The 26968-nt window shown below is 40.4% G+C and carries 22 protein-coding genes and 1 pseudogene; 15 read left to right on the top strand and 8 right to left on the bottom strand.

Annotated features, from left to right (window positions below; genetic code table 11):
* Positions 1-267 precede the first annotated feature (267 nt).
* The 3 genes from ACHFIY_RS09260 to chrA all read left to right on the top strand — a co-directional run bounded on the left by ACHFIY_RS09260 (position 268) and on the right by chrA (position 3861).
* On the top strand, positions 268-1419 hold the full coding sequence (locus ACHFIY_RS09260) for an adenylyltransferase/cytidyltransferase family protein (protein ID WP_410845802.1): 1152 nt from the start codon (positions 268-270) through the stop codon (positions 1417-1419).
* A gap of 56 nt (positions 1420-1475) precedes the next feature.
* Positions 1476-2420 (top strand): isopenicillin N synthase family dioxygenase, encoded by a 945-nt coding sequence (locus tag ACHFIY_RS09255; RefSeq protein ID WP_410845801.1) that lies wholly within the window; start codon positions 1476-1478, stop codon positions 2418-2420.
* A gap of 181 nt (positions 2421-2601) precedes the next feature.
* Complete coding sequence (chrA, locus tag ACHFIY_RS09250; RefSeq protein WP_410845800.1) at positions 2602-3861, top strand: chromate efflux transporter; 1260 nt, start codon at positions 2602-2604, stop codon at positions 3859-3861.
* A gap of 726 nt (positions 3862-4587) precedes the next feature.
* Here the strand turns inward: chrA and ACHFIY_RS09245 are convergent.
* The 4 genes from ACHFIY_RS09245 to ACHFIY_RS09230 all read right to left on the bottom strand — a co-directional run bounded on the left by ACHFIY_RS09245 (position 4588) and on the right by ACHFIY_RS09230 (position 8780).
* On the bottom strand, positions 4588-4896 hold the full coding sequence (locus ACHFIY_RS09245) for a hypothetical protein (RefSeq protein ID WP_410845799.1): 309 nt from the start codon (positions 4894-4896) through the stop codon (positions 4588-4590).
* Positions 4897-4954: 58 nt separating this feature from the next.
* Entirely contained in the window at positions 4955-6427 is a 1473-nt protein-coding gene (locus ACHFIY_RS09240) for a glycoside hydrolase family 10-like protein (protein ID WP_410845798.1), read from the bottom strand.
* Between the two features lie 541 nt (positions 6428-6968).
* Entirely contained in the window at positions 6969-7577 is a 609-nt protein-coding gene (locus tag ACHFIY_RS09235; protein ID WP_410845797.1) for a superoxide dismutase, read from the bottom strand.
* 654 nt (positions 7578-8231) lie between these two features.
* The gene (locus ACHFIY_RS09230; RefSeq protein ID WP_410845796.1) at positions 8232-8780 is read right to left on the bottom strand and encodes a DNA-3-methyladenine glycosylase I; all 549 of its coding nucleotides are present in this window, start codon (positions 8778-8780) and stop codon (positions 8232-8234) included.
* A gap of 909 nt (positions 8781-9689) precedes the next feature.
* Here ACHFIY_RS09230 and ACHFIY_RS09225 point away from each other — a divergent pair.
* Positions 9690-10322, top strand: a complete 633-nt coding sequence (locus ACHFIY_RS09225; protein ID WP_410845795.1) for a phosphatase PAP2 family protein — start codon at positions 9690-9692, stop codon at positions 10320-10322.
* Between the two features lie 51 nt (positions 10323-10373).
* The gene (locus tag ACHFIY_RS09220) at positions 10374-11675 is read left to right on the top strand and encodes a hemolysin family protein (protein ID WP_410845794.1); all 1302 of its coding nucleotides are present in this window, start codon (positions 10374-10376) and stop codon (positions 11673-11675) included.
* Here the strand turns inward: ACHFIY_RS09220 and ACHFIY_RS09215 are convergent.
* On the bottom strand, positions 11658-12029 hold the full coding sequence (locus tag ACHFIY_RS09215) for a DoxX family protein (RefSeq protein ID WP_410845793.1): 372 nt from the start codon (positions 12027-12029) through the stop codon (positions 11658-11660). The genes ACHFIY_RS09220 and ACHFIY_RS09215 overlap by 18 nt on opposite strands.
* A 322-nt stretch (positions 12030-12351) precedes the next feature.
* On the opposite strand from ACHFIY_RS09215, the gene ACHFIY_RS09210 reads away from it, so the two are divergent.
* From ACHFIY_RS09210 to ACHFIY_RS09200, 3 genes are all read left to right on the top strand, one after another.
* Positions 12352-12834 (top strand): LexA family protein, encoded by a 483-nt coding sequence (locus ACHFIY_RS09210; RefSeq protein ID WP_410845792.1) that lies wholly within the window; start codon positions 12352-12354, stop codon positions 12832-12834.
* Between the two features lie 261 nt (positions 12835-13095).
* Entirely contained in the window at positions 13096-13440 is a 345-nt protein-coding gene (locus tag ACHFIY_RS09205) for a nucleotidyltransferase domain-containing protein (RefSeq protein WP_410845791.1), read from the top strand.
* Positions 13441-13618: 178 nt separating this feature from the next.
* Positions 13619-15232, top strand: coding sequence for a VWA domain-containing protein (locus ACHFIY_RS09200; protein ID WP_410845790.1), 1614 nt, complete (start codon positions 13619-13621; stop codon positions 15230-15232).
* Positions 15233-15307: 75 nt separating this feature from the next.
* Here the strand turns inward: ACHFIY_RS09200 and ACHFIY_RS09195 are convergent, their stop codons facing one another.
* Entirely contained in the window at positions 15308-15757 is a 450-nt protein-coding gene (locus tag ACHFIY_RS09195; protein WP_410845789.1) for a methylglyoxal synthase, read from the bottom strand.
* Positions 15758-15935: 178 nt separating this feature from the next.
* Here ACHFIY_RS09195 and ACHFIY_RS09190 point away from each other — a divergent pair.
* A pseudogene (locus ACHFIY_RS09190) lies at positions 15936-16334 on the top strand (response regulator transcription factor); the annotation flags it as partial.
* Between the two features lie 26 nt (positions 16335-16360).
* The gene (locus ACHFIY_RS09185) at positions 16361-17560 is read left to right on the top strand and encodes a sugar transferase (RefSeq protein ID WP_410845787.1); all 1200 of its coding nucleotides are present in this window, start codon (positions 16361-16363) and stop codon (positions 17558-17560) included.
* 83 nt (positions 17561-17643) lie between these two features.
* Here ACHFIY_RS09185 and ACHFIY_RS09180 read toward each other — a convergent pair whose 3' ends face one another.
* On the bottom strand, positions 17644-18273 hold the full coding sequence (locus tag ACHFIY_RS09180) for an acyltransferase (RefSeq protein WP_410845786.1): 630 nt from the start codon (positions 18271-18273) through the stop codon (positions 17644-17646).
* A 137-nt stretch (positions 18274-18410) separates the two neighbouring features.
* On the opposite strand from ACHFIY_RS09180, the gene ACHFIY_RS09175 reads away from it, so the two are divergent.
* Together ACHFIY_RS09175 and ACHFIY_RS09170 are read left to right on the top strand one after the other, a co-directional pair.
* Positions 18411-18788 carry an MGMT family protein gene (locus tag ACHFIY_RS09175; RefSeq protein ID WP_410845785.1) on the top strand — a complete coding sequence of 126 codons (378 nt, stop codon included), beginning with the start codon at positions 18411-18413 and terminating at the stop codon, positions 18786-18788.
* A gap of 158 nt (positions 18789-18946) precedes the next feature.
* Complete coding sequence (locus ACHFIY_RS09170; RefSeq protein ID WP_410845784.1) at positions 18947-19888, top strand: TIGR01777 family oxidoreductase; 942 nt, start codon at positions 18947-18949, stop codon at positions 19886-19888.
* Positions 19889-20265: 377 nt separating this feature from the next.
* On the opposite strand, the gene ACHFIY_RS09165 is transcribed toward ACHFIY_RS09170, so the two are convergent.
* On the bottom strand, positions 20266-21303 hold the full coding sequence (locus ACHFIY_RS09165) for a glycoside hydrolase family 5 protein (RefSeq protein ID WP_410845783.1): 1038 nt from the start codon (positions 21301-21303) through the stop codon (positions 20266-20268).
* A 115-nt stretch (positions 21304-21418) separates the two neighbouring features.
* On the opposite strand from ACHFIY_RS09165, the gene ACHFIY_RS09160 reads away from it, so the two are divergent.
* The 3 genes from ACHFIY_RS09160 to ACHFIY_RS09150 all read left to right on the top strand — a co-directional run bounded on the left by ACHFIY_RS09160 (position 21419) and on the right by ACHFIY_RS09150 (position 26850).
* On the top strand, positions 21419-22795 hold the full coding sequence (locus ACHFIY_RS09160; protein ID WP_410845782.1) for a sensor histidine kinase: 1377 nt from the start codon (positions 21419-21421) through the stop codon (positions 22793-22795).
* 45 nt (positions 22796-22840) lie between these two features.
* The gene (locus tag ACHFIY_RS09155; protein ID WP_410845781.1) at positions 22841-24850 is read left to right on the top strand and encodes a cellulose biosynthesis cyclic di-GMP-binding regulatory protein BcsB; all 2010 of its coding nucleotides are present in this window, start codon (positions 22841-22843) and stop codon (positions 24848-24850) included.
* A gap of 146 nt (positions 24851-24996) precedes the next feature.
* The gene (locus ACHFIY_RS09150) at positions 24997-26850 is read left to right on the top strand and encodes a glycosyltransferase family 2 protein (protein WP_410845780.1); all 1854 of its coding nucleotides are present in this window, start codon (positions 24997-24999) and stop codon (positions 26848-26850) included.
* The last annotated feature ends 118 nt before the right edge of the window (positions 26851-26968 follow it).

Raw genomic sequence — 26968 nt, 5'->3', positions numbered from 1 at the left:
AAAGGTACAGTATTGAAGATTTTTCTGCTTCTTTTGTGCCATTTAGCCTTAATGAAAATAAAAAATTATTGCTAAAAAACTATTTTTTTGCCTATTTTGATAACATAGTGCGGATTGTTGATAATATTTGAAATATGCTTAATAATAAACCAACAAATACAAGGATTTCCGCCAAAAAATAGCCAGAATTGTATGCTATTTAATTATTTTCGTAATCCTTGATACGATTGAATCATATTGGAAAATAAAATAAAAAAAAAGAACAAAATGAGCGAGACCAAAAAAGTAATGGTAACAGGCTGCTTCGACCTAATGCATAGCGGGCATGTTGCTTTTTTAAACGAGGCAAAAAAATTGGGCGAAGTACACGCCTGCATTGGCAACGATGAGAATGTGTACCAGCTAAAAGGCCGTTACCCCGTTAACCACCAGTACGAGCGGAAGTACATGTTGGAAAATCTGTCTGCCGTTGCTGAATGCAAAATCAATAAAGGATTTGGCATTATTGATTTCCTGGGCGAGATGGAAGAAATAAAACCAGATATCTTCTTGGTAAACGAAGATGGATCTACGCCAGAAAAAGCTAGGATTTGTGCAGAGAGGGGCATTGAATACAAAATATTCCCAAGAGTGCCGCATGGCGATTTGCCAGTACGTTCCACCACTAGCTTGCGTTCGGAATGTTTAATCCCTTTCAGGATAGACTTGGCTGGCGGCTGGCTAGACCAACCTTTTGTTTCAAAGCATTACCCAGGCCCGGTGATCACGATATGCATTGAGCCAACCATTGAATTTAACAACAGAAGTGGGATGTCGTCTAGTACACGAAACAAAGCCATTGAGCTTTGGCGGACTGAAATTCCTTCTGGCGACAAAGAAAAATTGGCCAAGGTATTGTTTACTTTTGAAAACCCCCCCGGTACAGAAACCATTGCTGGCTCGCAGGATGCCTTGGGCATTGTGATGCCGTGCCTAAATAAATATGACTATAGTGGTGGTTATTGGCCACACAAAATAGAATCTGTTGACGATGAAGGTGTCATTAGCTGGATAGAAAAACACCTTTTCTTGGTTACACTTGGCCCAAGGAAATCGGGCTATTCTGTTCTTGAAGGTACCAACATTACTGCCGATGGGGCAAAAGCACTAGCAGATGCCACCATACAATGCTGGGATGCAATAAAGGCAAAAGACATTGTCGCTTTTGGCAAAGCCGTTACTGCTTCTTTTGAGGCGCAAATTAATATGTTCCCCAACATGGTATCGCCCGACATCCTTTCGATGATTGATAGTTATAAAGACAAAGTGGCTGGCTGGAAGCTAAGTGGGGCCGGCGGGGGCGGTTATTTGGTGTTTATTGCAGATAAGCCACTGGAAAATGCTATTCAAATAAAAATTAGGCGAAAAGATACAAATTAAAAAGCTATCTTGTATGCCTTATTTTTATTTTTCACTTTAACAACAAATAATTATTTATGTCTATCCCAGTGGTTGACTTGTCAGAATTTTTAAAAGGCGATGCAAAAACAAAAGAAGCATTTGTACAGAAACTAGGCTCGGCTTACGAAACAGTAGGTTTTGTATCGGTAGTAAACCATGGCTTGCCCGATGCGCTTATTGCTGAGATTTACGAGTATGTGCAAGAATTTTTCACGCTTCCTGTAGAAGAAAAGGTAAAATACGAAATACCAGAACTTGCTGGCCAGCGTGGCTTTACCAGTTTTGGAAGGGAACACGCCAAAGGCAGCGATGCACCAGATTTAAAAGAATTTTTCCAATTTGGGCAAATGGTTGTGGATAATGATGCCATCAAGGAGGATTATCCAGACAATGTGCAGGTAAAAGAAATACCCAAGTTCAACCCTACTTTGGAAGAAGCCTACCGCAGCTACGAAAAAACAGGTAAATCCCTGCTTCAAGCAATAGCATTGTACCTAGGCCTTGACGAGCATTATTTTGACAGCCACATACACAATGGCAATTCTATTTTGCGTTGCATACATTACCCACCTATTAGGCAAGCACCTAAAAAGGCACTGCGTGCAGAACAGCATGAAGACATAAACCTGATTACTTTATTGGTTGGCGCATCTGCAGATGGGCTTGAAATATTAAACAAACAAGGTGAATGGATTGGCGTTACATCTTTGCCAAACCAAATAGTTGTAAACGTGGGTGATATGCTGCAACGACTTACCAACAATAAATTGCGCAGCAGCACGCACCGGGTGGTAAACCCGCCAGAGGCACTTTGGGGTACGCCACGGTTTTCTATGCCGTTTTTCTTGCACCCTCGCAGCGAGATGAGCTTGGCATGTTTGGACAGTTGTATTGACGAAACACATCCAAAAGCATACCCTGATGCCACAGCAGGCGAATACTTGGACGAAAGGCTTAGGGAAATTGGGTTGAAGAAATAGTAGTAAGTTGTAGGTTTTATCTTATAGGTATTACGTTTAAAGCAATATTTCCAGCAAGGGAAAGTAAGTAACAGCTATATAGCTACTTACTTTCCCTTTTTTTATTTGCATGTGTAAATAATACAACCTACTTTTCATTTTTAAAGGCTTTAAAGAATATAAACCGCTTCTCATTCCGCCCATGGTTTTACTCCGCCATTTCCCTTTTTTGCGTGCAGTGTTCGTGCATAGTCTTACTGCTTTTGGCGGGCCACAGGGGCATTACGGCATGATGATGCGCACTTTTGTGCAGCAGCGGAAAGACATTACAGAAAACGAGCTGATAGACTTTGTTAGCTTCTGCAACATGCTCCCCGGGGCATCTTCTACCCAGACACTTACGCTTATTGGCTACAAGCGGGGTGGCATTCCCCTGGCAATTCTCACCCTGCTTATTTGGATAACACCTGCCTGCACCATTATGGGGGCATTGTCTTTCCTGTTGGATTATTACGACGACAGGGCTGTAAACATCCATATCTTTCATTTTGTACAGCCCATGGCCGTTGGCTTTATTGCTTTTTCTGCTTTTAGGGTATTTAAAATTGCTATCAACAATACCATTACACGGGTTATATTAACTGCATCGGCACTTATTACTTTCTTTTATTTCAAAACGCCCTGGGTTTTTCCTTTGGTTATCATTGCCGCTGGCATTGCCACCAACTTTAGCAGCAAACGGATACCTCAAAAAGGCGTTCCTCCCAAGCAAATAAAATGGGGCAATATGCTTATATTTTTAGCCCTTTTTGGCATTGCTGGCTATCTTTCAGAAACGGCAACAAGGTATAAATGGCCTAGCCACAAAGCATTCAACGTATTTGAAAATAGTTACCGGTTTGGGAGCCTTGTTTTTGGCGGTGGCGATGTGCTGATGCCCATGATGTACGAGCAGTTTGTGGTAAGGCCTACCACGCCACATATAAAGGAAACAGGAAGGGATGTGCTGCAGATGGACAAGGCCGATTTCCTTACTGGGTCGGGGATGGTGCGTGCCATACCTGGCCCCGTGTTTTCTATAGGGGCATTCACTGGTGGCATGGTGCTGCGTACTGACAATACAGTAGCTACCCAATTGCTCGGCTGCTTTTTAGGGGCTATTGGTATTTTTTTGCCCAGTGTATTGCTGGTTCTATTCTTTTTCCCAGTGTGGCACAACCTGAAAAAATATGCTGTGATTTATCGTTCCCTAGAAGGCATTAATGCGGCAGTAGTAGGCCTAATGGGAGGTGCTACGCTATACTTAATTAAAGACATTATACAGCTTGATCAAACCAAACTGCCTATCCTTGCCGTGGCAGATATTGGCGCAATTGTATTAACTTTTGCTACGCTGCAATTTACCAAAATACCTCCGCCATTTATTGTTGTAGCCTCCCTCTTGCTGGGCTGGTTGATTTAGAGACTTGTTTTTTTGCTGGGATATACCCATCGTTAATATATGACACCCTTCGGGAATGTGCGGTGCTGTTTGCCATGAATTTTGGTAGGTGCATAAAATTTTTTCAGTTTTTTAGTAAAAAAATCACCGTAGCACAACTCTGTTCCCATCCGGCCTCACTTATCCTGAAAGGCTGAAACCAACTAACCCACGGGGATGGAGCAAGAAGATGGAGTGCAAAACGAGAACACTTATACAATTTTTATACTATTACTTTTACTGGGTTTTTTATTAAAATAGTTTCAGTTTGGCCATTTTTGGGTCTTTTTTCCACTTTTGCCGTTTTACAAAAAATCGCTTTCGCTCATTTAAACCATTGATTATCAACAATATTTGAAAAAAATTGTGAGTGATTCATGAGTGTTTTGTGCGTACTTTTTGAGTGATTTGTGCGTGTTTTGTGAGTGATTTGTGAGAAAAAGTGAGTGATTTGTGGGTGATAAACGCAACACCAATTTTAGCACTACAACTATTTTAATATTAGCAAAAAAGGAACTATCATGCTACTGCCTGGAAACTAGCTTGTAAATGCTTAGTATGAGATGCATTTCTAGCGCAAATATAAGGTTTTTGGTAAATTAAGGCACGCTTCTGGGTAAATCAAAAAAAGTAGATAAGCGAAAATATTTATGCACCCTACTTTTCTTTATTCTATCCCTAAGAGCTATTTGATGTTTTGTATCTATTTTACTTTCCACCAGTAGGGTAAACAATGCCATAAACAAACAGGCTTAATACTATGCTTACCTGCACGAACAGCAAAGCCCGCTGGTAAAGCGGCCTGTTTTTCCACATTACTGTTTGGTCGAAAGGGTCAAAAACCAAGGCAACTCCTACGTTAGATGCGGCACTCATAGCATCGCCTTTTATTAAAAAGTATATACCCAACACTACAAATGAAGCATAAAGCACCTTGTTTACTTTCGTGCTGCAAATGTATTTTGGATTGGTTGGCTGTGCATTATTGCTGCCAGCGGTTGTGTTAATAGTTTCCATTACAGATGTTTATTTGTTAGTAACAGTCTTTAAGAAAATATTACACTGTTGGTTAAAATTATTTTAGCTCTACCCAGCTGCTTATATTATTGTTAATGCTGATAGTGGCGACAAACAAGCGGTTGTTTGCAGGGGCAATGGTCCCTGCCTTATCAAAGCCGGCACTGGTTGTAGCTGTTAATATTTTTACAAGCGTTGCGTATTCTATTTTGGCATCTACCAAAGGCGGTAGCGCAAAAATGGCAAAGCCTTTTATTTTGGTTTTTGGCGGGCAGTTAAATGTAAACAAGCTGCCCTGCCCCTTTATCACTTCTGGGTTAGCAGGCAGTATGCTGTCTATCCAATCCATTGGTGGCACAATTGCAGGGAGGGCATAATAATTATAGCGTAGGCTATCGCCCCATCCATTGGCGTTGCGCACTAGGTCTTTGCTACTAAAAAAAATGCTGCCCTGCGTGGTTTCGTAATTGCGCAGGCCTTTTATTTGGTTGGGTATTTCATTTTTATTTCGCCAGGCGGCATTGCTGTTGGCACGGTAAGGGGCATGGCCAATGTATAGGTGCTTGCCAAAGGTATGCTTGTTCCACCAGCCTAATAGCTCGTCATAGTCGCAAAGTTTATGCCCACGCTCCCAGTATAGCTGAGGGGCTACATAGTCTATCCATCCTTTGTCCAGCCATAATAATATATTGGCATAAAGCTCGTCGTAGCAGGTTACGCCAGCTTTTGTGTTGCTGCCATCTAGGTCTTGGCTTTTGTTCCTCCACACGCCAAAAGGGCTAATGCCAAACTTTACCCGCACATTGGTCTCGCAGATTATTTCATAAATATTTTTGATGATGCTGTCGCAATTGCTTCTTCTCCAATCGTCTTTGCTTAGCCCGTTGCCATATAATCTGTATGCTTTTTCGTCGGGGAATTCTTTGCCGGGTATGCGGTAAGGATAAAAATAATCGTCCATGTGTATGCCGTCTACATCGTAGCGTTTTACAATATCCCTTACTACCTCGCCTACAAACGCCCTTACTTCCGGCAGCCCTGGGTTGAAATATTTAATGGTGCCGTAGGTTAAAAACCATTCTGGGTGCTGGCGGGTAATATGCGTTGGGGAAACAGACGATTTAGAAACATTGAAAACTGCCCGGTAAGGGTTTAACCATGCATGGAACTCCATGCCCCGTTTATGGGTTTCCTCAATCATAAAAGCAAGCGGATCGTAATAAGGGTCTGGCGGCGTGCCTTGTTTGCCCATGAGGTACTCGCTCCAAGGCTCGAAGAGAGAGGGGTAAAAGGCATCGGCGGCAGGGCGTATTTGCATAATAATAGCATTGATGCCATTGCGCTGGTGGCTATCGATCATACTGATAAATGAGGTCTTTTGAGCCTCTACAGAAAGCCCTTTTTGGCTAGGCCAGTCAATGTTTTCTACTGTGGCCACCCATACCCCCCTAAATTCAAAATTCACTTGCCCGCTTGCCCATGAAAGAGCATAAAAAACCAAAAATAGCACGCCTGAAACCCTTTTTTTCATGCTCCGAAGATAATAACACAGAGGAATATGATTGTTTGGAAATATTATGTTTTTGCCACAAAGGCACGAAGGCTCAAAGCAGCACAAAGTTTTAAGGGAAGAAGAAAAAGAAAGGATATTTTTACCACAAGGTACACAAGGAATAGAAAACACAAGGAACACAAGGAAAAGAATGGCACAAAGAATTTGCAAAATCCCGAATAAGTGGCAGGGTTCCGCACAATCCTTGTGTTCTTAAAGTGTAACGCAGTACTTATTTTAAAGAGAATTTCTTAGTGTACATTGTGTAAACCCTTTGTGAACCTTGTGGTTAGGCTTGTACTTCTTTCTTTTTCGCTTTAAATACATGGGATATAAATAATACCTGAGTAGTAACAAAGAAAGAAAGTAATCCCTTTTTCTTTCTTTTTCTTAGTGCTTCTTTGAGGCTTGGCGTCTTCATGGCAGAAAAAAAGCCGCCCCCATTATAAAACGGAGCGGCTTTTTTTTATTCTTATTTCCTTCGTGCCACTTTGAGCCTTCGTGCCTTTGTGGCTATTTTTTATTTAGAAGCAGCAAAACGCTCAGCTACTTTTGCCCAATTAATCACGTTCCAGATAGCACCCAAATATTCCGGGCGGCGGTTTTGGTATTTCAGGTAATATGCATGTTCCCAAACATCAACGCCCAAAATTGGTGTCCCTTTTACCTCGGCAACGTCCATCAATGGGTTGTCTTGGTTGGGTGTAGAGCTTATTTCCAGCTTGCCATCTTTTACTATCAGCCAAGCCCAGCCACTACCAAAACGGGTAGCACCAGCAGCTGCAAATTTTTCTTTAAATACATCGAAACTGCCAAAAGCAGCAGTAATAGCATCGGCTATTGCACCAGTAGGCAAGCTGCTGCCAGTGTGCGGGGCAAGGCTTTCCCAGAAAAAAGTATGGTTCCAATGGCCACCGCCATTGTTGCGAACGGCTGGGGAAATAGTACCAGCTACTGCTACTAATTCTTCCAGTGTTTTGCCTTCGTTTGGCGTGCCAGCAATGGCTTTGTTTAAATTGTCAACGTATGCTTGGTGGTGCTTGCCATGGTGTATTTGCATGGTAGTAGCATCAATAAATGGTTCCAAGGCATCTAGTGCATAAGGCAATGCCGGTAAGGTAAAAGACATAATTGTATGGTTTTAAAAAATGAAAATTAAATTGTCCACTACAAAAGTAGGAAGTAAGTAGTTATGAGTTATGAATTATAAGTTATGATTTGAGGAGTATCTGCTCTTTAACAATTATAAATCACTTTGAGGCAGCGTGGTGAACGTAGGGGCTGGTAGGGCAAGCGCATCAAAATTATTTTATGCCAAATTGCCTATCTAATTCTACAGTATTTCAGTTTAAGGAATTTTGCCTCACAGCTGGCGGGCTTCGTAATTGCACCACCACTCCATTTTATGCTTTGAAAAAAATTTCGTGCCGATTTTTTCAATTCCGTCTTCGACGGAACCCCATAAAATGAGGTGGCTTGTGCAATTACTGGTGTCAATGCGCAAATCTTACCTCTAATAAATTTAGATGCGTTTGCCCTGTAGTGGCTGGGCTTGCCCCTGCCCTGATTGTGATATTTGGGTTTTTGTATATAAATTGGGATGTTTGCCCTTATTCAAAATGCTTTAATTGTAAAAAGGGTGGGGTAAGCGATATTGCGGAATGGGCTGGGCATGCCCAGTTTAGGAAAGGTCAGAGGCAAGCCAAGCCCCTACGTCTACGGAAGTTTGTGCCATTTTGCCTAGATGTAGCTGTAACTAGGTTTAGTTAAATAATATGTGGATTTATTGCCTGGCCCACATGGGTTCCTTCTGCATTACCTCTTTATAAATAATGCAATCCGGCGTATGTGCCCCCGGCAAATGCCCTGTGCTCATCAAAAATTCGTTTACAATTTCGCCGCCTGTAAAGCGGAAAGTTTTCTTAAACAGTTTTACCCATTCCTCTTTTGTCTTGGGGTGGTGCGCTGCTATCCATTTTTCAAAAGAGCCATGTTCTTTTTGCAAAGCCAATATGGTTTTTGCATTTTCTATGGCAGCGTTTATTTTTAGCCTGTTGCGTATAATGCCTGGGTCTGCCATCAAGCGTTCCCTGTCTGCCTCGGTATAAGCAGCTACCTTTTCTATGTTGAAATTGTGGTATGCCTTCCTGAAAGTGGCTTCTTTTTTCAATATTGTTTCCCAGCTAAGGCCAGCCTGATTTATTTCCAGCACCAAGCGACAAAACAATTCGTTGTCATCGTGTATAGGGAAGCCATATAATGTGTCGTGGTAGGCTTTGTGCAATGCCTTCCTTTCCTCCGGCATATATTCTATTGCGGCACAGTAAGACATGATGTTCTAATTTAAAAAAATAGGTGAAGCTTTTATAATTTGCATTTTGCCAAAATATTTGGTAAATATATACACCAATTACACAAAATAATTTTATTGGCTACCCACCAGTTTTGCTTTATACTTAGTAAACTATTACACAAACTCTATCTTGCCATATATTTTTGAAACACCTTTTCAAGGGTGCATTTCAAAATTTCGCTTTTTTGTTGTTTTCAATTTGGCAGAAGTACGAAATATTTATTCTTGTAATAAGTCAATCCCTGCTGTTTGCTGCCAGCAAGCATCCTATATGGGGGAATTTTGGGATGCTCATGGGGGCATATTTCCCCCATATAGGATTTTTATTTTGGGCTATATACTTATGTATCCGACTTTTACATTACAGGAGCAACTAGGGGCATCTTGGCCTTGCCTCCTGCATCGGATATTAGTTGTCTTGGGAAAATGATAATCCACCATCAAAATCTTATAGGTTTCTTATCAATAAATTATCATTCTACTATAATAAAACTATCATTCCATTATCAATAAATTATCATAAAATTCACTTAAATTATAATAAAAAATGAGGCCAAAAAAAACATAAACAACTGAATATCAATGAGTTAAATGCAAAAAAAAGGGAAATAGCAAAAAAAATAAACCACCGAAAAACAAAAAATAACCCAGTTGAAGTATTCGCTTAAGCCTTCGCATTCCCCTCCTTTGTTCTTGCTCGCTTTCCCTTGTTCTTGCCCTACTCTCCCTTTGGAGCGGGTTCGGGTGAGGTCGGGATTTAGGGTGGGGCTTTCACAATCAAATAGTAAAGCCTCTTCAAAAAAAGGCCCATAAAAAGCGAAGATTTGAAATGCACCCCTTGCCTAGCTGTTATTATCCACATTATAAAAGAGCTATTATCTTTACGCCATGCAATTGTTTTCCCAAATAATAGAAGTTTCATCCGCTCATTGGATAGATGCTTTAATCCAAGCCGACAAAAAACTGTTCCAGCTCATCAATTCCAAGTTCACCACCCCTTGGCTGGATAGCATTTACCCTTGGTACAGGGAAAGCACTACATGGGTGCCGCTTTACTTGTTTATTTTAGTGTTCCTATTCTTGAATTTTGGCAAACGTGTTTGGCCTTGGCTGTTGTTTGTTATTTTCAATATTATGTTGTCTGATCAAATAAGCAGTACTTTTTTCAAGCACCAGTTTATGCGACTGCGCCCTTGTGCTGACCCTTATTTGCAGTTTAACGTAAGGCTTTTGCTCGACCATTGTTCTGGAGGCTATAGCTTTACTTCATCCCATGCCACCAACCATTTTGGTTTTGCCATGTTCCTTTTGCAAACATTAAAACCATTTATCAATAAATTCAAATGGCCTTTATACTTTTGGGCAGCCAGCATTTCTTATGGCCAAATTTATGTGGGCGTACACTACCCTTTAGATGTTTTTGTGGGTGCTTTGCTGGGCTGTGGCATTGGCTATATGGTGGCTTCTTTTTACAACAGGCGGGTCGCAATCCATTATCCGTTAATAATTCCTGATACATAGTGCCGTTCTAACCCCTATCTTAGCAAATAAGATATATATTTTTAACTCGAAATGATAGAATTTTTAATCATAATTGGCTTGGTGTTGCTCAATGGATTGTTTGCCATGGCCGAAATATCGCTTGTATCTGCCCGAAAAGCTAGGCTGGAAGCACAGGCTAACAAAGGCGACAAAAAAGCCCGCCGGGCTTTGCTGCTTACCAACCGCCCCGATACTTTTATAGCCACGGTGCAAATTGGCATTACTTTAATTAGCATCTTGCTAGGTATTTATGCCGAAGAGGGCATTAAGCAGCATATAGCAGATTGGCTGCAGCATTTTCCCGTAGTAAAGCCATACATCAACTCAATATCTAAAGTGTTGATGCTGATAGTAATTACTTATGTGTCATTGGTATTGGGCGAGCTGGTGCCTAAGCGCATTGGGCTGAGCAATCCAGAAGCCATAGCCAAAATTGTGGCGGGCCCCATGCAGGTATTATCTACTATTACTTTTCCTTTTTTGTGGCTGCTAAACCATTCTTCTGATTTCTTAGTAAATATCCTAGGCATTAAGCACAACGACACATCTGTAACGGAAGAAGAAATAAAAGCCATCATCAGCGAAGGGACTGAGCAAGGCACTATTGAGGAAGCCGAGCAAGAAATAATAGAACGGGTTTTTCACCTGAGTGACCGGAATATTACCAGCCTGATGACGCACCGCAGCGATATAGAGTGGTTGGAGGCTACCAAAACCGTAGGCGAAGTAAAGGGCAAACTGAAAGAAGCCATGCACTCGGTTTACCCTGTATGCGAGGGCAGCATCGATAAAATAAAAGGTTTTGTAACCATCAAGGAATTGTTTACGGCCGATGCGGGCGTGCTGCTTGAAAGCATCATCAAGCAACCCATGTATGTGCCCGAAAATAATACCGCTTATCAGGTATTGGAAAAATTTAAAGGCACTAAAATACACCATTGCTTTATAGTAAACGAATATGGCAGCGTGGAAGGCTTGATAACGCTAAACGATATATTGGAAGCCATTGTGGGCGATATACCCCAGCCTGACGAGGAAGCGTATGAAATTACAGAACGCCCAGATGGCAGTTTTTTGATTGACGCGCAATTATCTTTTTACGACTTCCTGAAACATATTGACAAAACCGAATGGATAGACGAGATAGACCAAGAATTTGACACGCTTGCAGGCTTTATATTAACCGAGCTGCAGGAAATACCCAAGACAGGAGACACTTTCTCCTGGCGTGGATACGACTTTGAAATTGTAGATATGGACAACCACCGAATAGACAAGGTGCTGGTAAAAGAAGAACAAGGAAATGGCGGGCTGCTAGGATTGATAAAGTAACCTATAATTAGCCCATGCCCACCAGATGAGCAGAAATTGCATTGGCAACCGGATTAATGCAATGGCGTGGCTGCCAATAGCTGGATGCAGCTTAAATACATCAGCCATATGCAAAGGCAGGAAAGCAATCATCAACAGGAATATGCCATAAGCTGCTATTGAAGCCAGCTTTGGAACAAAAACACCAATGCCCAATACTATTTCTACTGCCCCTGCCAAGTAGTTGACCAAATATTTTGGCAAGAAATCTGGTATAAATGGGAAATATACAAGTGGTTTTAAAAAATGGAAAATACCTCCTATTATCAAAATAATCCCAAATAAAAATACTGATGCTTGCTTGTTTGTTTTCATTAAAAACTTGTTGTACTAGTAAAGATACCAATAGCTTACATCAAACAGGGCTTTCGTTATTTGCGAATTATAATACTATCCCACTGCCTGAACCCTGTTAGTAACCAAACTTTACTTTCTTTAATTGTTTTAAATACAAAACAAACCGAGAAGCCAGAAAAAGAGCCAATGGGTAGATACTACTTGTAACAAGGAAACAAATTACTGATAACAAAAAATACCCGTTATAAGCAATTTTTTTTTTAAAATATTTTTTTACTCACTTATTGCTAAATTATTTTGCTATTTAAAAACTAACTAATTTAGCAATAAAATACAAGCTATGTTACAAGAGGGCTTATACAATACAACTTACAACGGCACAAAAAAATTTAGCCAAGATGACGTGCAAACAGCCAACGCCACTGGGTTTGGGGCCGCGGCAGACGACTATGCCGAACGGGGCATAGACCTGAACGAACAACTGATCATGAACAAGCCAGCCACATTCTTTTTTAAGATGGACAGCGATGCCATGTTGGGTGCTGGCATTAGCAACGGCGATGTGCTGATAGTGGACAGGAGCATAAAAGCTGCGCCGGGAAAAATAATTGTGGCTGCTGTAGATGGCGAATTGCTTGTGAGGTATTACCGCCAATTGGCAGGCAATTATTGGCTGGAGGCCGCAAACAAAAACCACCGCAATATCATGCTTCAGGAGTTCACTGCATATAGTGCATGGGGCGTAGTTACTTGTGTAGTACATTTATTTGAGCCTGCGCTTATTGCATATAATGCCCCTAAAAAGAAGGGGAGTAAGAAGTAAAGCGTGGTAGACACGATATATAAGTGCCCCTTGCTTAGCCACAAAGGCACAAAAACACGAAGATGCACGAAGAAAAAAAGTTTGGAAGATATTGATAACATCATTTTTCTTCTTTTTCTTTTCTTATTCTTCCTTTAAAACTTTGTGCCTCTTTGTGTCTTCGTGCCGTTGTGGCATATTAACCAAACTCTCACCTGAGTAGTAACCCGCTTTTAGGAGAAAGGCTTATATTTACACTGCGTTTAAGTAAAATATGTAGTTATGGAAGCAACAAACACATTGCAATTGTACACGTCAGAGAAAATAAACGAAATAGCAGAAATTATTATCAAAGCCTCTGACCCCGATAAGTTAATCTTGTTTGGCTCTTATGCCAATGGAAACCCAACAGTGGATAGCGATCTTGATTTTCTTGTTATTAAAGAATCGACCTTGCCGAGGATGCAAAGGAGCTATGAAACACGGATGGCATTAATAGGGTCGCAAGTGCCGCTGGATATATTGTTTTATACACCCAGCGAGTTTGACCTTGAAGCAAACAGCCCCTATTCATTTTTAAAATCAGCAATCCCCACTTCAAAAGTATTGTATGAAAGAAAACCTTGAAATGGCATTGCAATGGATGGAAAAAGCATACCATGATATAGGTTCGGCCAAAATAATATGGCGTGGAAATACTGTATCCAAATGTTAAGCTCCCACTTTCTACTATAGATATTACGAATGCCATTGCAGCAGCAGAATATTTTATTGCAATGGCTGAAAAAATCATTAATATTTAACCATGCTCCAATTTCAAGACATATCTTTTTTATACGGGCTTGCCTTGCTGCTACCGTTAGTGGGCTTGCTGCTGTATGTGCTGAACTGGAAGCAAAAAACCAGGAAATTATTGGGCGATGAAAGGCTTGTAAACCAGTTGACCATCAGCTATTCGCACAAAAAGTACCTTTTTAAAACAATTTCTATCCTCATATCTATTGCGTTGCTGCTTGTAGCTGCTGCCAACTTCCGCAAACCCATTGCTGGCAAAGGCACTGCGGCTAGTGGCATAGATGTAATAATTGCCTTGGATGTAAGCAACAGCATGCTGGCAGAAGATGAAAAGCCAAACCGCCTAGGCAAAGCAAAAGAACTGATTTACCAACTTTGCCAGCAATTGCAAAACGATAGAATAGGCCTAGTGGTGTTTGCAGGCCATGCTTTTCTGCAAATGCCCCTAACGGGGGATGCTGCGGCTACAAAAATGTTTGTAAGCAATGCCAACCCCAGCTTGGTCAATTTGCAAGGCACAGACATTGGCAGTGCCTTGACGCTTTGCAGCAACAGCCTGAATACGAAAGAAAAAAAATACAAGGCAGCCATTTTAATTACCGATGGGGAAGACCAAGACGACAAAGCCCTTGAAGCGGCAAAAACAATAGCAGAAAAAGGGGTAATTGTGCACACCGTTGGCATTGGCTCTGCCGAAGGAAGCACCATTACAGAACCTGGGACAAATGAATACAAGAGAGACATAAACGGGCAAACCGTTATTACCAAGTTGAACAAAGCCCTATTGGAGCAAATAGCCATTGCTACAGGTGGCACATACCATCAGCTAGACAATACAACCAATGTAAGTGCAGATTTGGCAGAAATTCTAAACGGGATGGAGAAAAAAGCCATTTTGAACCCGGGCGGCTATGTAAATTACAAATCTTATGCTTTTATCTTTTTAGGCGTTGCTGTTTTGATGCTGCTAATAGAAAGTTTTATTAGCGAACAAAAGGCCAAGCCACGTTCAAAAGTGGCACTAGTTGCACTTGTTCCCCTACTATTGATAGCAGTACCTGGTTTTTCACAAACCAATACTGAAAACATACTGAAAGGCAACGAGCTGTACCGTAAAGGCGATTATAAGGGTGCGCAGGCAGCGTATGAAAAAGTATTGGGTGAAGATACTAAAAACACCGCAGCAGCATTTAACAACGGCAATAGCCTATACCGCCAGCAACAATTTGCAGAGGCTGCCAAGCAGATGGAAGCATTGGCCAATAGTACAAATGACCCTTTGCTGCAAGCAAAAGCGTTGTACAACAAAGGTGTAGCCGAAGCAAAGCAGCAGCAAATGGAAGCGGCTTTGCAATCTTTTAAAAAATCGTTGATGTTGAACAACAATGACGAAGCCACACGTGAAAATTTGCAGATGGTAATCAATGAATTAAAAAAACAAAACCAGCAAAAAAATCAGCAGCAGCAACCCAAAAGGAACCAGCAGAAAGAGCAAAACAAGCCCATGAATAAAAAACAGGCTGAGCAACAACTTAATATGCTAAGGGAAGAAGAAAAACGGCTGCAACAAGAAGTACAACAAAAGAAAGCCAACCCAGACATGAAGGCCGAGAAGGATTGGTAAAATTTAGGCGTAAGTGGTAAGTAATAAGTTGTTTGTTTACTCACGAAAGCTAACTAACATATAAACATATCGCCCCTAAACAATATTCCTTTTCAAATATGCAGAATAATCTGTTATAATCACTTCGTAAGCCTCGTGCATGAAAGGGGAAGTAATAATAAAATCGGCCGTGGAGCGGTCGCAAGCCATGGGTATATTCCAAACAGCGCAAAGCCTTAGCAATGCTTTTATATCGGGGTCGTGCGGCTGTGCCTCCATGGGATCCCAGAAAAAAACCACGATGTCTATATCGCCAGTAGCTATCAGGCTGCCAATCTGCTGGTCGCCGCCCAACGGACCACTTAACAATTTTTTCACCGGCCTGTCCAGTGCTTCTTCTATTAGCCTGCCTGTGGTGCCTGTGGCATATAGCTCGTGCTTGGCCAGTGTATGCCTGTTGTGCGTGGCCCATTGCACGATGTCTTCTTTCTTGTGGTCGTGGGCTATCATGGCTATTCTTTTCCTAGCAGTTAGGTTCCTATTCATAAATTTTCACTAACATTGAAAAATGAAGATAAGTATTCATGCAATTGCACGGTTTATTATCACGAATATTTTACCGGATGACTATAAAATTTTTATATTTGAGCGTTGCAATCATTTGTGCGCCAATAGCCCGATGCAAAACAACCCCTGACTGTGTAGAAATATTAAATAAAAAAAAATGAGCAGCGAGCAAGAAACAGCTTCCCAGATAAAAGTGATGGTGATAGAAGACAATAAGCCTATGCAGCTTGTGCTCAGCCACCACTTGAACACCAACAATTACAAGGTTACCATCTTTCCGGATGGTTTCGAGGCTTTATCGTATTTGCACGAGGGCAATGTGGTGGACATTATTATTTCCGATTTGAACACACCCCGCATGAATGGCTACGAACTGCTGGACCAGCTTAGGGCAAGCGGTTTTTTTAGCTCTATACCCATTATCGTTTTGTCGGGCGAGGAAAGCACCGATACCAGGATCAAATGCTTGGAGGCAGGTGCTGATGATTATTTGGTAAAACCTTTTAATCCAAGGGAATTGTTGGCTCGCATCAATGCAATTTTAAGGCGGACAGGAAAAATTTCAACTATTTAAAGCTATTTATGGATACCCTAGTACAAGCCAAAGGCAAATCTTACATTGCTTTAATAGCCATTCAAAAACAGCATATACAGGCATTGCAGCAATGCAACTTCAACAATTTGGAATTATTGTTTTTTGCCACTGGCATAGAACTTTTTTCCCGTTGGGAAAGGGAGCAACTTCCCATCAAAGCAGTGATAGTAGAAAGCGAAATTTTAGGTCCCAATGGTGTTACCCTGTTGCAAACCCTACAAAACAAGCACTTTGTAAATGTGCCTTATTTTATTTTGACCAACAATTTCAGTGGCAGCCCCTTGCAGGTTGCCTTAAAGTTTGGCGTGGCAGATGTGTTCAAGCTGCCTGTAAAGCCAAAAGTGCTGGAGACAAGGATTAATTTCTTAGTCGGCAACTGGGCAGCCCTAAAAAAGGAAGAAAAATCAGACAAGGCCACGGCTTTCAAAACCCCTGCCATCAAGAGAGCTTTCGATATATTTTTTGCTAGCATGGCCTTGCTGTGCCTCTCCCCGGTGTTGCTGATTGTTATCATTTTATTAAGGCTAGAGTCTAAGGGGCCGGTATTTTATTATTCGTTAAGGGTAGGCACTGGCTATAAAATATTTAAGTTTTACAAGTTCAGGTCTATGTTTGTAAATGCCGACAAGCGCCTGAAAGACTTAAAACACCTAAACCAATATGCTGCTACCCCGGAAGCATTAGAAGAAACAGTAGCAGATGCGCCATTGCTGTGCGAAGACTGTATGCGAAAAGGCACTAAATGCCAGCAGCCATTTTTTTCCGATGACAACCAATGGTGCGAAAAGAATTTTAACGACTTCAGGAAAGCCAATGCAGGTTCTGCATTCTTTAAGCTAAAAGACGATCCCCGCATTACGAAAGTGGGCAAAGTGCTGCGCAACACGAGTATTGACGAATTGCCACAGTTGTGGAATGTTTTAATTGGCGACATGAGCATTGTAGGTAACCGCCCGCTTCCGCTATACGAGGCTGAAAAATTAACCACGGATAAATATTCCCTACGTTTTATGGCACCAGCTGGCATTACAGGCCTGTGGCAGGTAGAAAAAAGAGGAAAGGGAGAAATGAGCGAGGATGAACGCCTAATGCTGGACAACAAATACGCAGAAAACCACAGCTTTGGCAACGATATAAAACTATTATTAAGAACAATACCGGCATTGTTCCAGTCTGAGAGTGTGTAATTTTAGTGGTAAGTGGTAAGTCGTAATAGCAAAAAGAGCTTGATAAATTCTTCGATGACTCACGACTTATAATTTACCACTTATTACTTATCACTTATGCCTACCCTCACCCACTCCTTTTTTTCAAAATCGTATTGCTTTATTACTTTGGCAGGATTGCCCACTGCTACAGAATACGGTGGTATGCTTTTGGTTACTACTGCCCCGGCAGCTACTACGCTGTGTTTTCCAATGGTAACACCTGCTGTAATCACCGCATTAGCAGCAATCCAACATTCGTCTTCTATTACAATGGGGGCGGTTAAAATGGCTTGTTCATGTATTGGTTTTGTTACATCCCTGTATTCATGGTTCAATGCGCTGGCAACAATGTTTTGGGCAAAAATAACATGGTTACCAATATTAATAGGACCAATAATGGTGTTGCCCATGCCAATAAGCGTATGGTGGCCAATAATCAAATCGCCAACGCCATTGTTAATGGTGCAGAAATCTTCAATTACAGAATGCTCGCCCAGTACAAACTTTTTGAACGGCAGCACGTCTATCCTTGTCCTTCGGCGTATAGCCGAGCCTTTGCCACGCTTGTGCAAAAAAGGGTTTACCAGCATTTTTACCCAGCCTCTTGGCCTAGCCTCGTTGGCAGGTACCAGCATCCAATGGATAATTTTTTTTAGGCGGGGGTTATTTTTAATAGATTCTTTTAAAGACATGGTAAGTGTTTAAATTTTTTGCTGCAATCCTGTATCCATCGAAAATACGGATGTTTGTTATATACAAGCAGCCTGATTATTTTTACTAAATCTAATTGAAACAAAACGGTTAAGTTGCAACTTAAAATTCATTGCCCGTGGCAACAAATAAAACAGCAATAGACAAACTTACCGCCACGCTGCCAAGTGGCAAAAAAGACATGCCTTTTTTTGAACAAGTGTATAATGTAGTACGCCAAATACCCGAAGGGAGAGTTACTACCTATGGTGCCATTGCAGCATTTTTAGGCACTAAGCTAAGTGCAAGAATGGTAGGCTGGGCTATGAATGCGGCACATGCCCAAACTCCGCCCGTGCCAGCACAAAGGGTGGTAAATAGGAGGGGAGAGCTAAGCGGCAAAGCCCATTTTGCCACCCCCACGTTAATGGAAGAGCTGCTTGCCAAAGAAAACATAAAGGTGCAAAACGACAGGATTGAAGACTTTGAAAATAAATTTTGGGATCCTTCAATTTAAAAAAAATTGGTTATACCTCGCCAAATGCTAAAAAGTACAATTCTTTTTTGCTTAATTCCTTAATGCTGCATTGTGTTTTCGTGCCTCCTTGTGGGTGTGATTTACCCATGGCCATTTATACCCTGGGTATTCCCAAGCACTTTGTGTATTTTTGCAATATGGCTAAAGTATTAATTGCCGGGGGCACAGGGATGATAGGCAAGCACCTGACCGAGCTGCTGATAGTAAAAGGATATGATGTTATTATACTCACGCGCAGCAAGCCTTTTGCAAAAAGGCACGCAAGCATCAGCTATGCCTTGTGGGACGTGGAAAAGCAAACCATTGATGCCGCTGCCATAGCCAAGGCAGACTATATCATCAACCTAGCAGGGGCTGGCGTGGCCGATAAAAGGTGGAGTGCCACGCGAAAAAAAGAAATTGTAGAAAGCAGGGTTAAGAGCAGTGCCTTGATAGTAAAAGCATTGAAAACGATGCCCAATAAGGTTGCCTGTATTGTAAGTGCGTCTGCCATTGGCTGGTATGGGGCAGACACGCCCAAAAGCAAGCAGCTTGGCTTTTTGGAAAACGAGCCTGCCGACAATGCTTTTCTTGGGGAAACTTGTAGGCTTTGGGAGGAAAGCATGGAGCCAGTAATAAAACTGGGGAAAAGGCTAGTGAAACTGCGGATCGGCATTGTGCTAAGCAACGAAGGCGGTGCATTGCCCGAGTTTAAGAATCCATTGAAGGTAGGTATTGCAGCTATATTAGGTAATGGAGACCAAGTAATTAGCTGGGTACATATTGAGGATTTGTGCCGGATGTTTGTTTATGCCTTGGAAAATGAAAACATGAATGGCGCATACAACGCTGTAGCCCCTAACCCAGTAACGAATAATAATTTTACGATTGCCTTAGCTAAAATAGAGAAAGGCAGTTTTTTTATACCCGTTCATGTACCCGCATTTGTACTTAAGTTAGCCATGGGCGAAATGAGCGTAGAAATACTAAAAAGTGCTACTGTAAGCAACGCTAAAATAAAATCAGCGGGGCTTACCTATAAATATCCAGAGCTAGAAGGAGCATTGAAAAGTTTGAATGAATTGTCACAAAAAAAATAGCCACATAGACACGAAGGCTCAAAATAGCACTAAGAAAAAGAGTTTAGCGAAAATGAAGTTATGGCAAATAGAGCTGCAAAGCCTCGAAGGGTTGTCATAAATAAGCGATTGGTGTAGCCCATCGAAAAAAGCAACATTTTGCCACCTTGATTTTAACTAGGGTTTTGCAGTTGAAATCTATTGCAAGCCCCAACTACTTCAAACACAAGCATTTGCTGGATTTTTTGGCCTTGCCATAGTACATTATGTTTTCGACCCAAAATTCGGCTCAAATACTTGTCTTTATTGGATTTGTGTCTTTCATAACGAAGTCAACTGCAAAATACAGGTTAAATACACCCTCGAGTCTTTCCGCCTTCATGGCAAAATATAAATGGCTATCTTTTGCTGTCTAGCCATTGTTTTACTTCTTTTAGTAGCTTTCCATTGGGTTTTACTACGCTAAACCTTTGGTCATAGTCCCATAGCAAAGTAGGTATGCCAAGGTTGTCCATTATGGAAGTAACATCTTCTAAATAATTGCCCCGGTATTGATCTTCCACTTGGTTTATAACGCCCGTCTCAGTACAAATAAGCGGCATATTCCTTTTCTTGCACTCGGCAGCTATCAGGCGTACCCTTAGCATCATAAACTCTTTTGTACCTTCTGCAGGGTATTTGGTATAATCTTTTTCTACTGCAGACCCTATTGTGCTGTCCATCAAAGGAGGCATCTTGTTTTTGTCGTAAGGGTAAGGTATATTGCTAAGGGCAGTCCGGTCTTTTACCCATTCGGCTCCTTGGTGTGTAAACAGATAAGGCTCGTAGTAATGGAATGTGTATAAAACTTTGTCGTCCTCCAGTTTTCCAAGGTCTAGCAATTCGTCAGCATTGTTGTAATTGGTGCCGCCAATAATATAATAGCGTTCCTTTTCTTCCCACCGCAGGCCATTTACTAGGTAGGTAACATCTTCTTTCCACGCATTTCTTTCTTCCGTTGGCTCGTTGTACAGCTCAAAAAATAATTTGTCGTAGCCCATGCCTTTGAATTTGTTTTGCAATTGCTTCCACATCCACATTACCCTGTCTCTTTCTGCATACCTGTTGTCGCTGCCATAGTATATTTTCCCATAATGGTAAGTTATAATCATGTGGAGGCCTAGCTTTTCGCAGGTGTTGTAGGCTTCGCCCAGTTTGTCTATCAATTCTATTTGCAAATTAGACGAGTTTGGCTGCAAAAACATATCAAAGGCAACGGGTACACGCACTGTTTGGAAACCAGATTTTCTAATGGCTTCCAGCTTGGGCTTCATGTCTGTTTTTAATAAATCTTCTGCATGTTCCCATGTATGCTCTAGCAGCGACAGGTTTACCCCTGCACCTATTATTTCTGCTAAATGTGCATTATTTCTGCTATATATTTGGCTTTTATCCACAGTGTTAGCAAAAAGTAGCGTAGTAAATGCAGAAAATATTACTAATAGTATGAATTTTATATTTTTAATCTCTATTTTCACAAAAATTTGAAATTTCGACAGTATAACCCCCAACATGGTAAACGATTTAAAGTTTTCTTTTGTAAATATAGACCAAGAAAGCCTTTCTATGGAAATGAAAGCTAAGGCTAAATATTATGCTAATGTAATACACTGGACATTAATATATGCTTTACCGCTGTTTTGGTTGTTGGATTATTCTTTTTTGTCGGCAGATTGGTTGTGGTTGTTTGCCATACGTATCTGTATTGTTTTTTTGTCGCATTGCTTTTACATTTATGGAGGGCTTGCAAAAAATAACTGGGGCACGGAGATGACGCTATCCATTATTGTAGGATTGAATACATTTTTTTATGCCAGTATTTGTTCCATCGCTTCTGTTTCTTCTATATTGCCGTATTTCCTGTTGTTTTCAATTTTCTTTGTATTATTGAATATAACAGTGTTTTGGAAACCTTTCTATTCTATATTACAATGCTTAATTGCTTATGGGGTATTAATTGTTTTTTATAAGTTGTTCAACAAATATGATGGTTATGATGTGTTGATAGCAAATGGTGGAGGCATTTTCTTTGTACTTTCTGCTTTTTCTTGTTTAATTGGATTCAACAGATACCAGATAGCAAAAAAAGAAATTTTAAAGAACCTGATTATAGAAGTGGCCAGCAATAGGGTAATAGAACAGAATGAAAAAATTAATGACCAGCAAAATGAAATAAAAGAGGTAAACAGGAAGCTAAATAAACTAAGCGAGTATAGGTATAGCGCTTTGAACATGATACTGCACGACTTTAGGAATTTTACAGGTTCTATACAAATGTCGCTTGACTTGCTTAAAGAGACAAATGAAAATTTTACAGCAGAGCAAACGGAAATATTGGGCTATATTGGTGTTGGAAACGAAAAACTGAAGTATTTATCTGAGAAAATGGCAAATTCAGCCGAATCGGAAAGTAGCCAAATAGACTATAACTATACTGATATTGATTTTGGGAAGGCGGTAGAGCAGGTTACAATGGACATGTCTGACGCAGCTACCATGAAGCAAATAAAGTTGCAGCTTAATATTGACCCATCTTCTACTATTGTATATTTGGATAAAATATTTTTAGATCAGGTATTGGTTAAATTAATGTCTAACGTAGTTAGGTATTCTGCAAGTAACACTATTGTATCTATCCATTTACATAAGGTAGATAACAAAGCAGTGCTGGATATAGCCAATAAAGGTAAAATTTTGGGTAGCAAAAAATTGGAACAGCTTTTTAACGGCTTAGACGAGCTGAGCCAGTCGCATGGGGTTGCAACACAAACTACTTTGGGGTTTTCTGTAGCAAAAACGCTAGCAGAACAAATGGGTGGTAAGCTTACATATAATAGCGATGAAAGTACAGGGAATTTTTATCGGTTGGAATTTAATCTTTCTAAGTAAATGAAAATGAAAATGAAAATGAGGTTTAAATTTATTTTAATCTTAATGTTGGTTTTAAAAATGGCCAGCTTGGAAGCACAGTCAATCCGCTCGTTCGAGTCGATGGGCTATGAAGATGCTTCTATCAATGGTATTACGGGGTCGTTGAGCTATTATATAAAAGTAAAACCAGATGACGACATAAATCGAAGTAAGCTGGTTTTGAATATCTCTGCGTCCCAGGTTTTGGATGCAAATACCTCGTTTATTGTGGTAAGCGTTAAAGATTTGCCAGTATATACGCAAAGGGTAGCTGTAACAGCTACCGATACCATGTTTAGGATAGAAGTACCATTGAACCAATCTGAGTTACAGCCAGATGGAAGGTTCATAAAGCTAAAAATAGCAGCTTCCATGAGTATTAGCGGCGATCAGTGCCGTGATATAGATAATATAGCTTTGTGGATGAGTATAAAAAACAGTTCTTATATAAGCGTAGTTAGCCAGGACATAGTTGGCTACCAACGCAGCCTTAAAGAATGGATACAGGAATTTACTTCTGTTTATTCTCCTGCAACAGCAGATTTGAATGATTTAACTGCTGGGGGCCTTATTTATACCATTTTAAAACAAGGCACGCAGAAAGACATTTATACAGGCGTATATAATTCTAATGATTCATTGCCTTTTGGTGTTATTACAGGTGTTGCAGACAAGCTTCCATATTCAGTTAGGCAGGTAATACCCTCTATGGGCAAAGGGCAGGGCTTAATATCGCTTGCACGTGTTACCACAGGTTTGGGGATGAGGACTGTAATGGTTATAACTGGCCAAGATGCAGAAGGCTATAAAAAAGCAATCAACGCACTTACCAGTAACAAACGGCTGAGCGGCGCCTTTTCTGAAAAAATGTTGATTGACGAGGCTGTTCCAGGTTATTCAAACGTAGATAACAAGTCTCCGCTAATTGTTTCACTCGAAAGTCTTGGTGCAACACCGTCGTTATTAGAAGGAATTGGCTCGCTAAAAAGCAAGTATGTATTCTCTTTAACAGAGTTTAATGCAATACCCACCAAGCTAACGTTTCACTTAGAAAGTTTCTTTTCTGCTATTAAGCAGGATGACAGGGGGTTTATTAATATATACCTCAATCAAAACCTTGTATATAATTCCAACCTTAAAAACAGGGTAAACTTTATTGAAGACATAGAGCTGAAACCGTATATGCTAAGCAAATTCAACACACTTGAAGTGGAGTATAGGTTTCGCCCATACGAGAAAACTTGTGAAAAAGGCTTTAGCAGTTTCTTTGCTTTCGTGAATGTAAAAGCTTCTACGCTTACGTTTGTAGGCGAAAAGGTAAACAAGTTTTATAGTTTTTTCAATTTCCCTGCCGAGTTTAGGAAAGTACCTACCAAAATATTGGTTTCTCCTAGCTTATACAACTCAAACATCATATCTTCAGTTGGCGAGCTTTTCTACCAATTGAACGCCCCTTTCAATCCTAATTACAACAAAATAATTGTTCCGCCACTTGTTGCGTCAGATAAAACAACAATGGATGACCTAAAAGGCTTTAATGTTATAGCCTTGCTTACAAAAACGGATCCTTTCGTGAAAAATTTCACGGAGCTGCCAGTAAACTATACAAAAGATTTTCAATTGTATAAAGACAATGATGGGAAAATTACTTATAATATAAATGATTTTTCTAGTAGTGGGATGGCACAGATTTTTAAGGAACGGGGCAGTACTGTGCTTATGGTTACATCCTTGGGAGGGGATAGCAGCAATAAGACCGCTTTTGAAAGCGTAATTAAAAATTTTAGTACGCAGCTTACCGAGATTGAAAGCAATGTTTGTATTGCAAACAGTAGTGGGAAGAGCAACTACTTCTTTAAACTGCCAGAAGACAACGATTTGGTTAGTTATAGGGGTGAGTCTAATGGTTTTCAAGTGTTTTATGAAAAATACAAATGGATTTTGCTTTGTTTGCTGCTAGTATTGGTATTGTTAGCCCTTTTATTTGTGCGCAATAAAGTAAAAGAGTCTCAGGAAACATTTAAAGAGCTTTAATTTTTCTTACAGTTTGCTGGTTATAGGTTTCAGGTTGTGTTTCAGCAACACACTGACAACCATAACCAGCAATCTTTTAATATAAACATAAGGATAATCGAAAACCTGTTTTAGGTTAGTATAATTATACTTCGTTAACTAAATGTATGGCACAGTGTGTATTGCATAGAATGGTAACAGGCAATTCATTTACGGATGAAAAGCTTGATGCTGTATTAAATATTGCCAACATTTATAGTTATGCGCCTATTAAAGCTGCACTAAACTTTGGTTTTTTAGTACGCAGGGACTATTTAGTTTACTTAGAACAACAAGGTCACGTAGCGATAAACTTACGTGACGAAGAGCTAGATGAAGCGTATGTGAACCAATGCGATATATCGCACATGAATGCTTTTTTGTATTTGCCTATCCGCAAAAATGGAAGTGGCGAACTACTAGTAGCCGCAGCAGACCCTTTTGATGAAAAATTGGTAACCAGTTTAGTTGTAAAATTTAAGTGCAAGATAAAGCTTGTAGCTGCATCTGACTTAGATATTACTTGGTTGTCGCACAAGTTAAGAGGCGGTTTCTTTGTAAAAGAAGCGGTATTCAGCTTGATGAAAAAATATCCAGAAAGTTCTGCATTAATCACTTTTACCGATCCGCAGTTGTATTTCCTTTTTGGGTCTGTGGCTTTAGGGTTCATTTTTATCATCATTTTCTTTAAACCAACTTTTATTGTCCTCAACTTACTTTCCTCTATTTTCTTTTTGTTCTCTATATTGTTCAAGCTATACCTAGCCCTTACTGGATCTAAGTCTGAGTTGCACGAGGTAGTATCTAAAGAAGAAATAAAAGGCGTAAACGAGGCAACGCTACCGGTTTATACTATTTTATTGCCGGTGTATAAAGAGGATAAACTAATCCGTAAATTGATTTGGAACCTGCGTAGTCTAGACTACCCCAGGGCAAAACTAGATGTAAAGCTACTGATAGAAGAAGATGACGACAAAACATTGAATGCAGTAAGGAACCTTGACTTCCCAGCTAATTTCGAGGTAATTGTTGTGCCTTTCCACATGCCCAAAACCAAGCCAAAAGCTTGCAACTATGGCTTGTATTTTTCTAGGGGCGAATACCTAGCTATTTATGACGCGGAAGACGTGCCAGATAGCGATCAGCTAAAAAAAGTAGTGTGCCAGTTTAGGAAACTGCCCGAAGAATTTGTGGTACTGCAAGGGGCCTTAAACTACTTTAACAAAAATGAGAACCTGCTTACAAGGATGTTTACGTTAGAATATTCTTATTGGTTCGATTATATGCTAAGTGGGCTGGAAACATTAGACGTGCCTATTCCTTTGGGTGGCACATCAAACCACTTTAAATTGGCTACCCTTATAGAACTAGGCGCTTGGGATCCATTTAATGTAACAGAAGATGCCGACTTGGGGCTTCGTGTATATGACAGGGGCTTGAAAGTAGGGGTTGTAAATAGTACTACTTTAGAAGAAGCAAACAATGAATTTTTTAACTGGATACGCCAGCGCAGCCGATGGATAAAAGGTTATATGCAAACCTATCTAGTTCACATGCGCAATCCTGCCAGGTTGGTACGGCAAGTAGGGTGGAGGGGTTTCTTTGGGTTTAACTTTTTTATTGGCGGCACATCCTTTACTTTTTTATTATATCCTATATTGCTAGCATTCTTTGTTTTGTACATGATATTCAAATTTGCATTCATACGGTCTATTTTCCCCGACTGGGTATTGTATATTTCCATCTTTAATTTTATTGCGGGCAATGTGTTGATGATATATGTAAATATGCTGGCCGTGTTTAAAAGGCGGTATTATGAATTGATATTATTTGCAATATTAAACCCAATTTATTGGCTAATGCACTCAAGGGCTGCCTACATGGGCTTGTGGCAATTGATTACAAAGCCTTTTTATTGGGAAAAAACCAACCATGGTTTAAGTAAGTTGTCTTCTACAAGCGCAGTTGTAACCCCCGAATAATGAATAGATTTGTTGATAAATATATTAATGGGTTTTTGGCACTTGTTTTATTAGTGTTCTATTTGGTGTTGTCCTGGATTTTGCACAGGACTGGGTATGAGCATTCTGAAAATTTGTT

The organism is Parasediminibacterium schistidii (assembly GCF_046546515.1).
Classification (GTDB): Bacteria; Bacteroidota; Bacteroidia; order Chitinophagales; family Chitinophagaceae; genus Parasediminibacterium.
This window is presented reverse-complemented; position numbering and strand designations above follow the sequence as displayed.